This window comes from Actinotalea solisilvae, assembly GCF_016464425.1.
GTDB lineage: Bacteria > Actinomycetota > Actinomycetes > Actinomycetales > Cellulomonadaceae > Actinotalea > Actinotalea solisilvae.
The window spans coordinates 12,214-25,804 of record NZ_JADDKQ010000004.1 but is presented as its reverse complement, the minus strand read 5'-3'; the positions used below and the strand labels follow the sequence as shown (position 1 = coordinate 25,804).

Annotated in this window: 15 protein-coding genes and 3 tRNA genes; 8 read left to right on the top strand and 10 right to left on the bottom strand. The window is 75.6% G+C overall.

Annotation, left to right across the window (positions count from 1 at the left end; genetic code table 11):
• Positions 1 to 43 precede the first annotated feature (43 nt).
• The 3 genes from JIG38_RS04920 to JIG38_RS04910 all read left to right on the top strand — a co-directional run bounded on the left by JIG38_RS04920 (position 44) and on the right by JIG38_RS04910 (position 2,599).
• A complete protein-coding gene (locus tag JIG38_RS04920) occupies positions 44 to 1,093 on the top strand; it encodes an adenosine deaminase (protein WP_199422657.1) in 1,050 nt (349 codons plus the stop codon).
• A 61-nt stretch (positions 1,094 to 1,154) separates the two neighbouring features.
• Positions 1,155 to 2,171, top strand: coding sequence for a hypothetical protein (locus JIG38_RS04915; RefSeq protein ID WP_199422656.1), 1,017 nt, complete (start codon positions 1,155 to 1,157; stop codon positions 2,169 to 2,171).
• Positions 2,168 to 2,599: a GntR family transcriptional regulator gene (locus JIG38_RS04910; protein ID WP_199422655.1), complete on the top strand. Its 432-nt coding sequence runs from the start codon at positions 2,168 to 2,170 to the stop codon at positions 2,597 to 2,599. Before JIG38_RS04915 ends, JIG38_RS04910 begins: the two co-directional genes overlap by 4 nt.
• Positions 2,600 to 2,621: 22 nt before the next feature.
• On the opposite strand, the gene JIG38_RS04905 is transcribed toward JIG38_RS04910, so the two are convergent.
• From JIG38_RS04905 to JIG38_RS04895, 3 genes are read right to left on the bottom strand one after another with little or no spacing between them, the layout of a single operon-like run.
• Positions 2,622 to 3,755, bottom strand: coding sequence for a UDP-N-acetylmuramate dehydrogenase (locus JIG38_RS04905; RefSeq protein ID WP_199422654.1), 1,134 nt, complete (start codon positions 3,753 to 3,755; stop codon positions 2,622 to 2,624).
• A complete protein-coding gene (locus JIG38_RS04900; protein WP_199422653.1) occupies positions 3,752 to 5,101 on the bottom strand; it encodes an MFS transporter in 1,350 nt (449 codons plus the stop codon). The genes JIG38_RS04905 and JIG38_RS04900 overlap by 4 nt, the downstream gene beginning before the upstream one ends.
• Positions 5,098 to 6,465, bottom strand: coding sequence for an MFS transporter (locus tag JIG38_RS04895; RefSeq protein WP_199422652.1), 1,368 nt, complete (start codon positions 6,463 to 6,465; stop codon positions 5,098 to 5,100). The genes JIG38_RS04900 and JIG38_RS04895 overlap by 4 nt, the downstream gene beginning before the upstream one ends.
• Before the next feature lie 181 nt (positions 6,466 to 6,646).
• Between JIG38_RS04895 and JIG38_RS04890 the strand changes: the two genes are divergently transcribed.
• A complete protein-coding gene (locus JIG38_RS04890) occupies positions 6,647 to 7,720 on the top strand; it encodes a LacI family DNA-binding transcriptional regulator (protein ID WP_199422651.1) in 1,074 nt (357 codons plus the stop codon).
• A 50-nt stretch (positions 7,721 to 7,770) separates the two neighbouring features.
• Here JIG38_RS04890 and JIG38_RS04885 read toward each other — a convergent pair whose 3' ends face one another.
• The 6 genes from JIG38_RS04885 to JIG38_RS04860 all read right to left on the bottom strand — a co-directional run bounded on the left by JIG38_RS04885 (position 7,771) and on the right by JIG38_RS04860 (position 9,716).
• Positions 7,771 to 8,193 carry a MaoC family dehydratase gene (locus tag JIG38_RS04885; protein WP_199422650.1) on the bottom strand — a complete coding sequence of 141 codons (423 nt, stop codon included), beginning with the start codon at positions 8,191 to 8,193 and terminating at the stop codon, positions 7,771 to 7,773.
• Entirely contained in the window at positions 8,190 to 8,645 is a 456-nt protein-coding gene (locus JIG38_RS04880) for an FAS1-like dehydratase domain-containing protein (RefSeq protein WP_199422649.1), read from the bottom strand. The genes JIG38_RS04885 and JIG38_RS04880 overlap by 4 nt, the downstream gene beginning before the upstream one ends.
• A 33-nt stretch (positions 8,646 to 8,678) precedes the next feature.
• Positions 8,679 to 8,849 carry a 50S ribosomal protein L33 gene (rpmG, locus tag JIG38_RS04875; protein ID WP_199422648.1) on the bottom strand — a complete coding sequence of 57 codons (171 nt, stop codon included), beginning with the start codon at positions 8,847 to 8,849 and terminating at the stop codon, positions 8,679 to 8,681.
• Between the two features lie 79 nt (positions 8,850 to 8,928).
• Positions 8,929 to 9,005 (bottom strand) — tRNA-Met (locus JIG38_RS04870).
• A gap of 65 nt (positions 9,006 to 9,070) precedes the next feature.
• Positions 9,071 to 9,143, bottom strand: a tRNA-Thr gene (locus JIG38_RS04865).
• Between the two features lie 81 nt (positions 9,144 to 9,224).
• On the bottom strand, positions 9,225 to 9,716 hold the full coding sequence (locus tag JIG38_RS04860) for a YajQ family cyclic di-GMP-binding protein (protein ID WP_199422647.1): 492 nt from the start codon (positions 9,714 to 9,716) through the stop codon (positions 9,225 to 9,227).
• Positions 9,717 to 9,836: 120 nt separating this feature from the next.
• Here JIG38_RS04860 and JIG38_RS04855 point away from each other — a divergent pair.
• A tRNA-Tyr gene (locus tag JIG38_RS04855) sits at positions 9,837 to 9,918 on the top strand.
• Between the two features lie 92 nt (positions 9,919 to 10,010).
• Here JIG38_RS04855 and htpX read toward each other — a convergent pair.
• A complete protein-coding gene (gene htpX / locus JIG38_RS04850) occupies positions 10,011 to 10,883 on the bottom strand; it encodes a zinc metalloprotease HtpX (RefSeq protein ID WP_199422646.1) in 873 nt (290 codons plus the stop codon).
• A 155-nt stretch (positions 10,884 to 11,038) separates the two neighbouring features.
• Between htpX and JIG38_RS04845 the strand changes: the two genes are divergently transcribed.
• The 3 genes from JIG38_RS04845 to JIG38_RS04835 are packed head-to-tail and all read left to right on the top strand — an operon-like array spanning position 11,039 to position 13,566.
• Positions 11,039 to 11,893, top strand: a complete 855-nt coding sequence (locus tag JIG38_RS04845) for an ABC transporter substrate-binding protein (protein WP_199422645.1) — start codon at positions 11,039 to 11,041, stop codon at positions 11,891 to 11,893.
• A 57-nt stretch (positions 11,894 to 11,950) separates the two neighbouring features.
• On the top strand, positions 11,951 to 12,820 hold the full coding sequence (locus JIG38_RS04840) for an amino acid ABC transporter permease (RefSeq protein ID WP_199422644.1): 870 nt from the start codon (positions 11,951 to 11,953) through the stop codon (positions 12,818 to 12,820).
• Complete coding sequence (locus JIG38_RS04835) at positions 12,817 to 13,566, top strand: amino acid ABC transporter ATP-binding protein (protein ID WP_199422643.1); 750 nt, start codon at positions 12,817 to 12,819, stop codon at positions 13,564 to 13,566. The genes JIG38_RS04840 and JIG38_RS04835 overlap by 4 nt, the downstream gene beginning before the upstream one ends.
• The last annotated feature ends 25 nt before the right edge of the window (positions 13,567 to 13,591 follow it).

The following is a 13,591-nucleotide window of genomic DNA, read 5'->3' as shown; positions in this document are numbered from 1 at the left end:
GCCCCGACGCGAGCCGGACGCGCTCGGCTGGCACACTGACGCGGTGCGTGACCTGGCGAGCCTCCCCAAGGCCCACCTCCACCTGCACTTCACCGGCTCGATGCGGCCGCAGACCCTCGCCGACATGGCGCAGGCCCGCGGCGTCCGCCTCCCGGGCGCGCTGCTCGACCCCGACGGCCAGGTGACGCGCCCGCCCGTCGACGAGCGCGGCTGGTTCCGCTTCCAGCGGCTCTACGACGCGGCGCGCGCGTGCGTGCGCTCGGAGGCGGACATGCGCCGGATCGTCGCCGAGGCCGCCGCGGACGACGCCGCCGAGGGCTCGGGGCGGCTCGAGATCCAGGTCGACCCGACGTCGTACGCGCCGTTCGTGGGCGGGATCACGCCCGCGCTCGAGATCGTGCTCGACGAGGCGCGCGCCGCGAGCGCGCTCACCGGGGTCGAGGTCGGCGTCGTCGTCGCCTCGTCACGCGTGCGGCACCCGCTCGAGGCGCGCACGCTCGCGCGGCTCGCGGTGCGCTACGCCGGCGACGGCCCGGGCGAGGTCGTCGGCTTCGGGCTGAGCAACGACGAACGCCGCGGCACGACGGCGGACTGGGCGCCCGCCTTCGCGATCGCGCGGCGCGCGGGCCTCGCGTCCGTCCCGCACGGCGGCGAGCTGCTCGGCGCGGAGCACGTGACGGAGGTCCTCGACCACCTCGCGCCCGACCGCCTCGGCCACGGCGTGCGCTCGGCGGAGGACCGCCACGTGCTCGACGACGTCGTGCGGCGCGGCGTCGCCCTCGAGGTGTGCCCCGCGTCGAACGTGTCGCTCGGGGTGTACGCGGAGGACCACCACGTGCCCCTGCGCACCCTCACCGACGCCGGCGCGACGCTCGCGCTGGGCGCCGACGACCCGCTGCTCTTCGGCTCCCGGCTCGTGGAGCAGTACGAGGTCGCCCGGCGTGTGCACGGGTTCTCCGACGCCGAGCTCGCCGAGCTCGCGCGGGGGTCGGTGCGGGCCTCGCGGGCCGGCGAGGCGACGCGACGGCGGCTGCTCGCGGGCGTCGACGCGTGGCTCGCCCGTCCGGAGCAGCCGGCGCGGCCCGCCCCTTGACCGCGGTGCCGCGCGATGTCAATGTATCAATGTCTTGATTCATTGATGGAACGAGGTCGACGTGCACGCGCAGCCCGACGGTCAGGCCGACGTCCTCGTGCCCCCCGTCTACGACATCCTCTGGACGGTCGTGGGCCTCGGCGTCCCCGCCCTGCTGCTCGCCGTGCTGGTCCTGCTCGCGGTCCGGGCGACCCGCCGTCCGCCCGCACCGAGCCGTGCCGCCGCCGCGGCCCGTCGGCACGCCGCCGTCGTGCACGTCGCCGCGTGGACGGTCGCGGTCGTCGCGCTGCCCCTGCTCGGGTACGGCGCCCTGCCCGGCCTGCACGCGGTCCTGCGCGCATACGCGCGGAGCGTGGGCGGCTCCGGCTTCCTCGGGGGCGGCGTGCTCGTGGGGCTCACGCCCGCCGGGGTCGGCCTGGCCTTCCTCCTCGTGCACGCCGTCGGCGAGCTCACGTGGCCGCGGCCGAGCGGCACGCTGCGGCGCGCGAGCCTGCGGCCGCGTGCCGTGCGCGACGTCGCGCCTCCGCGCGTGCGCCGCCTCACCTGGACCTGGGCCGCCCTGCTGGCCGTGACGCTCGCCGGGTGCGCGCTGGTCGCGGAGCCGGACGGGCGCTCCGTGGCCCGGACGTTCCTCGGCGGCGCCGCGACGCACAGCCCCTTCCCGGGCTGGTTCTACGGGCTGCCGCTCCTCGTCGCGGCCGGCCTCGTCCTGGCCGGCCAGGAGGTCGTCCTGCGCCTCGTGACCCGCCGCGCCGCGGTCGCCGACGCGGCCGACGCCTGGGACCTCGGCCTGCGCCGCCTCAGCGCGCACCGGGTGCTGCGCGGCACGCAGCTCGTGCTCGGCGCGACGGCGGGCGCGGTGCTCGTGGTCGCCGGCGTCGCGGTCCGCGGCCTCGGGGACGTCACCGTGGACGGCGCGACCCCTTCCGGCAGCACGGCCTACCTGCTGGGCGGCACCGCCCTGGCCGTCGTCGGGCTCGCCGTGCTGGTCGTCGCGGTGGCACTCACCCTGCAGCAGGGCGACGCCGCCGTCGCGCCGGCGCCCGCCGACGACGCCGCGGCCGCGGTGGCCCGATGAGCCTGCACATCGAGGTCGATCTCGCCTCGGGCGTGCCGCCGTACGAGCAGATCCGGCTCCAGGTGCTCGCCCACGTCTCGGCCCGGCGCCTGCGGGCGGGCGACCGGCTGCCCACGATCCGCGCGCTCGCCTCGGACCTCGGGGTCGCGTCGGGGACCGTCGCGCGCGCCTACCGCGAGCTCGAGGCCGCCGGGGTCGTCGCGACCCGGCGCCGTACGGGCACCGTGGTGGCCGACGCCGTCCTGCCCGCGGACGGCTCGCTGCGGAACGCCGCGGACCGCCTGGTCGCGAGCGCACGCGCGTCCGGGCTCGACGACGACGCCGTGCTCGGCCTCGTCCGCGGCGCCCTGCTCGCCGCTCCCCCGCCCGGTGCGGCCCGCGGGCACGGCCCGGGACGCGAGGCGGCCACGGTGGCGCGCGACCGCTGAGGCCGCGCGGGCGGCGACGCGCTCAGAGCGAGCAGCCGACGAGCACCGGCTCGGGCTCGAGCTCGATCCCGAACCGGTCCCGCACGCCGTCGCGCACCTCTCGGGCGAGGGCGAGCAGCTGCGCCGTGGTGCCGTCCCCGCGGTGGGTCAGCGCGAGCGGGTGCTTCGTCGAGAGGCCGACCGGGCCGGGCAGGCCGTAGCCCTTGCCGAAGCCCGCGTGCTCGATGAGCCACGCCGCGCTCGTCTTGACCAGCGAGGCGTCGACCGCGCCGAGGCTCGGGCCCGTGGTCGACTCGGGCCGCGCGGACCGCACCGCGAACCGAGGCGCACCCTCGGGCAGGGTGTCGGCGACCTCGGCGGGCAGCACGGGGTTGGTGAAGAACGAGCCGGCGCTCCACGTGTCGGGGTCCGCGGCGTCGAGGACCATGCCCTTGCCGGCGCGCAGCTCGAGGACCGCGGCCCGCACGTCGGCGAGCGGCGCGCGCGCCCCCACCTCGACGCCGAGCCGGCGTGCCAGCTCGGGGTAGGCGACCGGCGCCGAGAGCGTGCCGAGGCGCAGCTGGAAGCCGACGTCGAGCACGACGTAGCGGGGCGTCGGCGCGAAGGACGACGGCGCCCCCTCGGACGTGCGGAGTGAGCGCTTGAGCACCGACGTGCGGTAGCCGAAGGCGAGGTCCGGCAGGGCCAGGGTGCGGACGCGCCCCTGCTCGCGGTCCCACGTGCGGACGGTCGAGATCGCGCCCGACACCTCCTGCCCGTACGCGCCGACGTTCTGCACGGGCGTCGCACCGGTCGAGCCCGGGATGCCCGCGAGCGCCTCGACGCCGACCCAGCCGGACGCGACCGCGCGGTCGACGACGTCGACCCACGGCGTGCCCGCGGGCACGCGGATGCTCGCGCCGCCGCAGCTGTCGGCGTCCTCGACCTCGACCCCCCGGCGCGCGTCGCGCACGACGACGCCGCCGAAGCCCTCGTCGGCGACGACCAGGTTCGAGCCGCCGCCCAGGACCAGGAGGGGCTCGCCCGCGGCGTCGGCGTCACGCACGGCCGCGACCAGCTCGGCCTCGCTGGCGGCGTCGACGAGCCGGGCGGCCGGACCGCCCAGGCGCAGCGTGGTGAGGGCGGAGAGCACAGGGGTCTCGACGGCGGTGGTCACGGCTCCAGGCTAGGCCCGCCGCGCCCGGGGACGCTCGTGGCCGGGTCGGCAGTCGTGCCGTCGCGCGGGTCCCGCGGGACGTCCTGCGGCCCCGCGTCGCCCGCGGGGGCCGCGCCGTCGCGGGGTGCGAGGCCGGCCGCGGTCGGCAGCGGCCGCGCCGCGGGCAGGACCAGCAGGCCGACGACCACGGGGACCGCGATCGCGAGCAGCGCCTGCCGGTAGCCGACGTGCTGGGCGAGCATGCCGAGCAGCGGCGGGCCGACGAAGAACGCCGAGTACCCGATGGTCGCCACGACGGCGACGCGCGGCGCCGCCCGGCGCGGGTCGTCCGAGGCGGCGCTCATGCCGACGGGGAAGCCGAGAGCGGCGCCCATGCCCCAGAGCACGACGCCGACGAGCGCGACGACGAGGCTCGGGACGAGACCGAACACGAGCAGCCCCACGATGGACAGCCCGGCCGACAGGCGGAGCACGGCGATGCGGCCCCAGCGGTCGAGCAGCCCCGTGCCGAGCAGGCGCATCGCGGTCATCGCGGTGACGAAGATGCCGAACCCGATCGCGCCGGTCGCGTGGTCGGTCCCGAAGCCGTCCACCACCGCGAGGCTGACCCAGTCGTTGGCGGCACCCTCGGTGAGGGCCGCGGCGAGCACGACCAGGCCGATGAGGAGCGTGCGCGGCTCGCCCCACGCGCCCAGCCGGCTGCGCCGGGGCGCATGGGGTGAGCTGGCGGCGTCAGTGTCGTCGCTGTGCGCGTCGTGCGTGCCCTCGGGCAGGAACCAGCGCGCCGAGACGACGACGCCCACGAGCGAGAGGACGAGGCCGATCGACAGGTGCGCGAGGACCGACGCGTGCAGCGCGGCGGCGATCGCGCCGACGCCGGCCCCGGCCATGGTGCCGAACGAGAACCCGGCGTGGAACCGCGGCATGATCGCGCGGCCGAGCGCCTGCTCGACGGCGGCCCCCTCGAGGTTCATCGCCGAGTCCCACACGCCGGTGCCGACGCCGAAGAGCACGAGCGCAGGCACCACGAGCCACAGCGACGTCAGGGCGACGCCGAGCGCGGCGAACAGGAGACCCGCGACGTTGACGGTCGCGAACGTGATGATCGCCCGGCGCGCGCCGAGCCGCTGCACCACGAGCCCCGAGAGCGGCAGGGCGCAGATCGACCCGATGGACGCCACGAGCAGGAGGAGGCCGAGCTGCTCGGGCTCCATGCCGAGCTCGTCGCGCACCGCGGGCAGGCGCGACGCCCAGCTCGCGAAGTTGAACCCGTTGAGCAGGAAGGACACGAAGACCGCGGTCGACGCGGCGCGGACGGCGGTGCTGGGCACGCGGGCGGTCGTCACGGGAGGGCCTCGCTGAGCTCGGGCGTCGCGGACAGGGCGGGTGCGGGGGCGACGGCGTCGCGGCCCACCGTGCCCCGGCGCGGGGCGCGCGCGCCACCCGGCTCGCGCACCGAGCCCGAGAGCAGCGTGCCCGCGAGCATGACGCCCGTGATGAGCAGCAGCGCGTGGCGCGCGCCCATGGCCTCGGCCGCGAGGCCGATGAGGGGCGGTGCGGTGATCGAGGCGACCGACGCGAAGGCCGAGACGACGGCGACGCGGCCGGCGGCCCGCAGCGGGTCGCCCGAGACCGCGGCCATGCCGATCGGGACCACGAGACCGGCGCCCAGGCCCCACGCGACGACGCCGACGACCGACGTCGGGAGCGAGGGGGCGAGGCCGAAGAGGACGAGTCCGGCGAGGCTCGTGACGCCCGACGCCGTGAGCACCGCGACCCGGCCGAAGCGGTCGATGAGGTAGGTGCCCGCGAGGCGGGCCGCGGTCATGGACGCGACGAACGTGCCGAAGACGAGCGCGGCGACCGCCTCCGGCTGGCCGAACCCGTCGACGACCGAGATCGCGAGCCAGTTGTTCGCGGTGCCCTCGGACAGCGCGGCCGCCATGACGACGACGCCGATGAGCAGCGTGCGGCGCTCGCGCCACGCCGACAGCGCGGCCCGCAGACCGGCACCGCGGCGGGCCGGCGGCGCGTCGTGCAGGTCGGCCGCGGCGACCGGCGAGGGCTCGGCCGGGAGCACCGCGCCCGGCACGGCGGCGAAGCGCCACACGAGCGTGCCCACGCTCACCAGGCCGAACTGCACGAGCAGGGGGACGTCGGCCCACGACGCGAGCGCGCCCAGCGCGGACCCGGTGACGCTGCCCAGGGAGAACGCGGCGTGGAACTGCGGCACGACGGTGCGGCCCATGCGCCGCTCGATGACGACCGTCTCGACGTTCATCGGGACGTTGCCGAGCGCGAACGATGAGCTCAGGAGGAGCACGCCGACGACGAGCACGCCGACCTCGCCCACCGTGGGCGCGAGGCCCAGCAGCAGGTTCGCGACCGAGAACATCACCGCGGCCGTGAGCAGCGTCCGCCGGCTCCCCCACCGCGCGACGACGCCGCCCGCCACGAGCACCGTGGCGAGCGAGCCGACCGCGCCCACGAGCAGGATCGTGCCGAGCTCGGCCGTGCCGAGGTCGAGCGCGCTGCGGACGGTGGGCAGCCGCGCGAGCCAGCTCGAGACGGTCAGGCCGAGGAGCGCGTAGAGCCCGATGAGCAGCGTCCGCGCGCGCAGGACCTCGGGGGCGAGGTGCGCGTCGCGCGCGGGGGGCCTGCGGGCGGGTGCGGTGCGGGGCGGGCGGGGGGCGCGGGGGAGCGCGGGCATGGGCTCGTTCCAGGGGGTGACCGGGCGGGGAGGAGGCACGACGCCGGGCCGGGTGGTTCGGGTGGTGTGCGAGCGATGCCCGATTTTCGAAACGATTCGAGCCCGCCTCGTAGATCTTCGCCGATAGGCTGGCGCACCGTCAACACCAGGACGGCCAGGCAGCACGACGAGGGCGGGTGAGATGGGGCACAGCCGACCGACGCTGGCCGACGTCGCGAGCGCGGCGGGGGTCTCGGTGTCGACGGCCTCGCTCGCGTTCTCGGGCGCCGGCCCCATCGCCGCCGAGACCCGCGCCCGCGTGCTCGCCGCGGCCACCTCGCTCGGCTACGCGGGCCCCAACCCGCTGGGCCGCTCGCTGCGCAGCGGACGGTCGGGCATCGTCGCCGTCGTCATCGGAGACCAGCTCCGGCGCAGCTTCCGCGACCCGGTCTCGATCCAGGTGCTCGACGGGCTCGTGGGCACCCTGGGGACGATGGGCCTGGGCGTCCTGCTCGTGCCCGCGACGCCCGGCGACGTCGCGACCGGGGACGCACCCGTGCTCGACCCCCTGCTCGCGAGTGCGCCCATGGACGTCGCCGTGCTCATCTGGGGTGCGCACTCCGACTCCCCCGTGCTCGCCGCACTCCAGCAGCGCGGCGTCCCGATGGTCATCGGCGAGGGGCCCGAGCTCGAGGGCGTGCCCCTCGTGGGGATCGAGGACCGCAGCGGCACCGCCGAGCTCGTCCGGCACCTCACGGGCCTGGGTCACGAGCGCATCGCCGCGGTGACCCTCCCGTTCGGTCGCGAGCGGCGCTGCGGCGTCGTCGGGCCGGAGCGGATGGAGCAGCTCGACTGGACGCCCACGCGCCACCGGCTCGAGGGCTTCGCCGACGCCGGCGTCGTCCCGGCCGTCGTGGTCGAGTCGGCGGCCTCGCTGGTCGAGGAGGGGCAGGCGGCGGCGCGCGTCGCCCTCGCAGGCCCGGACCGCCCGACGGCGGTGGTCGCGCAGTCCGACCTGCTGGCTGCGGGCGTCATGCTCGCGGCGCGCGATCTGGGCCTGCGCGTCCCCGAGGACGTGTCGGTCGCCGGGTTCGACGGCATCGACCTGCCGTGGCTCGGCCCGGACGTCCTCACGACCGTCGTGCAGCCGCTCGCCGCGAAGGGCGAGGCCCTGGGCCACGCGGTCGCGGCCCTGCTCGCGGGCGACTCCCCCGGGCCCGTCCAGCTCGCGGTCGAGCTGCGGATCGGCACCACGACGGGCCCGCCGCCCGCCTGAGGACCCGTGCCGCGGGACGTGGCGCCGCCGGGGCCGTGCGGGCCGGGCCGTCAGAGGCGGACGGTGACCTGCGCCTTGCCGAGCACGCGCTCGCCCGCCGCCGTCACCGTGAGGTCCACGCGGACGGTGCGCGCCTCGGCGTCGACCGCGCCGACCGCGCCCGAGACCTCGAGGACGGCCTCGCCCGGGTCCGGGACGGGGACGGGCCGGGTGAAGCGCACGCCGTAGTCGGCGATCGCGCCCGGGTCCCCCGCCCAGTCGGTCACGAGGTTCACCGCGGCGCCCATGGTGAGCATGCCGTGGGCGATGACGCCCGGGAGGCCGACGTCGCCCGCGAAGCGCTCGTTCCAGTGGATCGGGTTGAGGTCGCCGCTGGCCCCGGCGTAGCGCACGAGGTCCTGGCGCGTGAACGTCACCGTCCGCGTCCCGACGACGTCGCCCACGGCGAGCTGCTCGAGCACGGGGCGGCTCACGCGCCAGACTCCGCGAGCCGGACCGCGAGGCGCGAGACCACGGTCGAGACGGGGTGCCCGGCCGCGTCGGCGATCTCGCACCGCGTCGTCACGGTGGCGAGGCCGGAGCGCTCGACGACGGAGTCGATGTGCAGGACGGTCACCAGCTCGTCGCCCGCGTGGATCGGGCGGTGGTGGGTGAAGCGCTCGTCGGCGTGGACGACGCGACTGAAGTCGATCGCCGCCTCGGGGTCCTCGATGAGCTGGGCCTCGGCGCGCTGCGCCACGACGACCGCGAAGGTCGGCGTCGCGACGACGTCGGGGTGGCCGAGCGCGCGGGCGGCGTCCACGTCGCGATGCGCGGGGTGCGTCGCGCCGACGGCGCGCGCGAACTCGCGCAGGTGCTCGCGGCCCACGACGTAGGGCGCCGTGGGCGCGTACTCGCGGCCGGCGTAGGCGGGGTTGATCCCCATCGACCGGGTGGACCGACGCCCGGGGGCGTCAGGTCAGCGGGTCTCGCGGTGGACGGTGTGCTTGCCGTCGCGCGGGCAGAACTTCTTCATCTCCAGGCGGTCCGGGTCGTTGCGCCGGTTCTTCTTGGTGATGTAGTTCCGCTCCTTGCACTCCACGCACGCGAGCGTGATCTTCGGGCGGACGTCCTGGGACTTGCTGGCCACGGTCTTGCCACCTCTCGCGCCGGTCGAACGGCGCCTACGTCTGATGCGTCCGGCCGTCCGCCGGAACGCCTGTCCACTGTGGTAGCGAGGGCGGGACTCGAACCCGCGACACCACGATTATGAGTCGTGTGCTCTAACCACCTGAGCTACCCCGCCACTATCGGTGCCCTGGCACGCCGGTGCACGCTGTACGTGCGGTGACGGTGTCCAGGCACCAACAGAGCCCCGAAAGGGAATCGAACCCTTGACCTTCTCCTTACCATGGAGACGCTCTGCCGACTGAGCTATCGGGGCAGCGCGTGCCAGGGTACACGGGCCTCGCGGTGCCCGTGAAATCGGGCCTCCCCCGCGCCGCTCTCCCGCGGGCCGGGCCCGTCAGCGGTAGTTGACGAACTGGAGCGCGACGTCGAGGTCCGAGCCCTTGAGCAGCGCGATGACGGCCTGGAGGTCGTCGCGGCTCTTGGCCGAGACGCGCAGCTCGTCGCCCGTGATCTGCGACTTGACGCCCTTGGGGCCCTCGTCGCGGATGATCTTCGAGATCTTCTTGGCGTCCTCGCTGCCGAGCCCCTCCTTGAGGGTCGCGGCGAGGCGGTACTCCTTGCCCGACGCCTTGGGCTCGCCCGTGTCGAGCGCCTTGAGCGAGATCCCGCGCTTGATGAGCTTGGTCTCGAAGACGTCGAGGACGGCCTTGACGCGCTCCTCGGAGTTCGCGGTCATGACGATCGCGTCCCCGCTCCACGCGATGGACGCCCCGACGTTCTTGAAGTCGTACCGCTGCGCGATCTCCTTCGCGGCCTGGTTGAGCGCGTTGTCGACCTCCTGGCGGTCCACCTTGCTGACGACGTCGAACGACGACTCCGATGCCATGTCTGTCCTCCTGGGTCCGGGCCGGTGCTCCGGCCGTGGTCCGGCGCGCGGGCCGTGGCGCCCCGACGGTGCCGTGTGCAGCGAGGCCGCGCGGAGTTGCTATCCTTCCATCCGCACCCTGGCAGGTTGCCCGAGCGGCCAAAGGGAGCTGACTGTAAATCAGCCGCGTCATGCTACGGGGGTTCGAATCCCTCACCTGCCACCCGCGACGAACGCCCCGCACCGGCCCCGGCCGGGACGGGGCGTTCGTGCGTCGCCGCCGCGCCCCCGGCGGCGTGCCCGGGGCGGTGCGGGTCAGTCGCGGACGACGCCGCCGTGGCCCGCCATCTCCTGCAGCCGCGCGATCCGCTGCGCCATCGGCGGGTGCGTCGCGAACAGGTTCGCCATCCCGCCGGCGCGGAACGGGTGGGCGATCATGAGGTGCGACACGTCCACGAGGTCGCGGTTCGCGGGCAGCGGGGCGCGCTGCGTGCCGCGCTCGAGCTTGGCCAGGGCGGACGCCAGCGCCAGGGGGTCCCCTGTCAGGCGCGCGCCGTCCTCGTCGGCGTCGTACTCGCGCGTGCGGCTCACGGCGAGCTGGACGAGCATCGCGGCGACAGGGGCGAGGACGACCATCGCGAGCATCGCGACCGGGTTGCCGCCGCGGTCGCGGTCCCCTCCCCCGAAGAACATGAGGAACTGCGCCAGGGCCGTGATCATGCCCGCGAACGCCGCGGCGACCGACGACGTGAGGATGTCGCGGTGGTAGACGTGCATGAGCTCGTGGCCGAGCACGCCCCGCAGCTCGCGCTCGTCCAGCAGCGCGAGGATGCCCTCGGTGCAGCACACGGCGGCGTGCCGGGGGCTGCGGCCGGTCGCGAACGCGTTGGGCGCCGCCGTGGGCGAGACGTAGAGGCGGGGCATCGGCTGGCGCGCGGCGGTCGAGAGCTCGCGCACGATGCGGTGCATCGCGGGCTGCTCGATCTCGCTCACGGGCCGGGCGTGCATCGCGCGGATCGCGATCCGGTCGGAGTTCCAGTACCCGTACGCCGTGCCGACGACGCCGAGGCCGGCGAAGAGCCAGAGGTACTGAGCGCGCCCGACGAGCGACCCCACCCCGAGCAGGAGCCCCCAGAGCGCGCCGAACAGCAGCGCCGTCTTGAGCCCGTTGACGTGCCGGCGTCCCACGTGACTCCTCCCTGCCCGACCCGCTCACCCGAGGATGCCCGACGACCGGCGCTCCTGCCTGGGAGAACGCTCGGGGCACGGGCCCGGTTCCCGGTACGCTGGCCGCCGGCCGTCCACCCGTCGGTCATCCCCGTCTCGAAACGCAGGAGTTCCCCGTGCGCACCGCCTCCCTGATCGTCCTGGCCGCCGCGAGCGCCCTGGCGCTCGGCGCGTGTGCACCCGTCGAGGAGGGCGGCGGCGCCGACCCGACCGCGGGCGCCGAGGGTGGCGACGCGTCGCTGCCGACGCTCGCCGAGGGGGTCCTGACGATCGGCACGTCCGACCCGGCCTACGAGCCGTGGGTCGTCGACAACGACCCGACCAGCGGCGAGGGCTTCGAGTCGGCGGTCGCGTACGCGGTCGCCGAGGAGCTGGGCTTCGCGGCCGACCAGGTCGAGTGGGTCACCGTGACGTTCGACCAGATCATCGCGCCGGGCGCCAAGCCGTTCGACGTCGCGATCAACCAGGTCTCGATCAGCGACGAGCGTCGCGAGAACCTCGACTTCTCCTCGAGCTACTACGACACGGCGCAGGCCGTCGTGACCGTCGAGGGCAGCGCCGCGGCCGACGCCGCCTCGCTCGCCGACCTCGCCGCGCTGCGGATCGGCGCGATGGTCGGCACGACGAGCGCGCAGGTCGCCGAGGCGTCCATCGCCCCGACCACCGCCGTGCAGCTCTTCAACGACAACGACCAGGTGAAGCAGGCGCTCACGGCCGGGCTCGTCGACGCGATCGTCGTCGACCTGCCCACGGCGCTCTACATCACGGCCGCCGAGCTCGACGGGGGCGTGCTCGTGGGCCAGCTGCCCGCCGGCGACTCGCCGGACCAGTTCGGGCTCGTGCTCGACAAGGGCAGCGCGCTCACCGCGGACGTCACGGCGGCCGTCGACGCCCTGCGCGAGGACGGCACGCTCGCCGAGCTCGAGGCGCAGTGGCTCACCGACGCCGCCGGCGCGCCGGTCCTCGAGTGACGACCCGGCCCGGCCGGTGCCGCCGCTCCCCCGCGCGCGTCGCCCCCGGGGCGTGAGGTGAGCGGCTGGTCGCCGTCGGCCCTGCAGGTCGAGCGGCTCGCGTACCGCCGCGGTCAGGCACGGCGCTCGACCCTCGTGGCGGTGCTCAGCACCGTCGCGCTCACCGGCGTCGCCGTCCTCGCGCTCGTCCGGTCGCCCGGTTGGCCGCGCGTGCGGCAGTCCTTCTTCGACCCCGAGGTCGCGCTCGCCTCGCTGCCCGCGGTGCTCGAGGGGCTGTGGCTCAACCTGCGCGTCATGGCGGTGTGCGCGGTCGTCATCGTCGTGGTGGCGCTGGCCCTCGCGGTGGCGCGCACGCTCCGCGGGCCCGTCTTCTTCCCGCTGCGCGCGGCGGCGACGGCCTACGTCGACGTCTTCCGCGGGCTGCCCCTCATCCTCGTGCTGCTGCTCGTCGGCTTCGGTCTGCCCGGGCTGCGGCTCCAGGGCATCCCCACCCAGGCCGTCGTCCTCGGCGGCCTCGCGCTCGTGCTCACCTACTCGGCCTACGTGGCCGAGGTGTTCCGCGCGGGGATCGAGTCCGTCCACCCGTCCCAGGTCGCCGCCGCGCGCTCGCTCGGCCTGAGCCGGGCGCAGACGATGCGGACCGTCGTGCTGCCGCAGGCCGTGCGGCGCGTCGTCCCGGCGCTGCTCAACGACCTCGTCGCGCTCCAGAAGGACTCGGGGCTCATCTCGATCCTCGGCGCGATCGACGCGGTCCGGGCGGCGCAGATCCAGACGTCGGTCAACGCGAACTTCACGCCCTACGTGGTGGCCGGGTTCCTCTTCGTCCTGCTCACCGTGCCGCTCACGCGCTTCACCGAGGCGCTCTCGCGCCGCAGCGGCTGGCTGGGTGCGACCGCAGGCGTCGCGGGCGCGGGGCCGCTCCGGTGACCGCGGCCGCGGCCGGCGAGCCGCTCCTGAGCATCCGCGGCGTGCGCAAGGCGTTCGGCGCGACGGTCGTGCTGGACGGCATCGACCTCGACGTCGACGCCCACCGCTGCGTCGTGCTCATCGGCGCCTCGGGCTCCGGCAAGTCGACGCTCCTGCGGACGGTCGACCTGCTCGAGGAGGTCGACGACGGCGTCGTGCTGCTCGAGGGCGAGGACATCACCGACCCACGGCGCGACGCCGACGCCGACCGCGCCCGGATGGGCATGGTCTTCCAGGCGTACAACCTCTTCCCGCACATGCGGGTGCTCGACAACGTCACGCTCGCGTCGCGCCTGGTGCACCGCGTCCCCCGCGCCGAGGCGGAGGAGCGCGCCCGCGCCATCCTCGACCGCGTGGGCCTGGGGTCACGCGCGAGCGCCTTCCCGGACGAGCTCTCGGGCGGTCAGCAGCAGCGCGTCGCGATCGCGCGCGCGCTCGTCTCGTCGCCGCGGCTCATGCTCCTCGACGAGGTGACGAGTGCGCTGGACCCGGAGCTGGTCGGCGAGGTGCTCGACCTGCTCGTCGAGCTCAAGGCCGAGGGCATGACGATGCTCGTCGCGACGCACGAGATGGGCTTCGCCCGTCACGTCGCCGACGAGGTGTGCTTCCTGCACGCCGGCCGCGTCCACGAGCGCGGCACGCCGGACCAGGTGCTGGGCGACCCCCAGCAGCAGCGCACGCGCGAGTTCCTCCGCCGCCTCGCCTGACCTCACCCCCCGCCCCCCACGAACT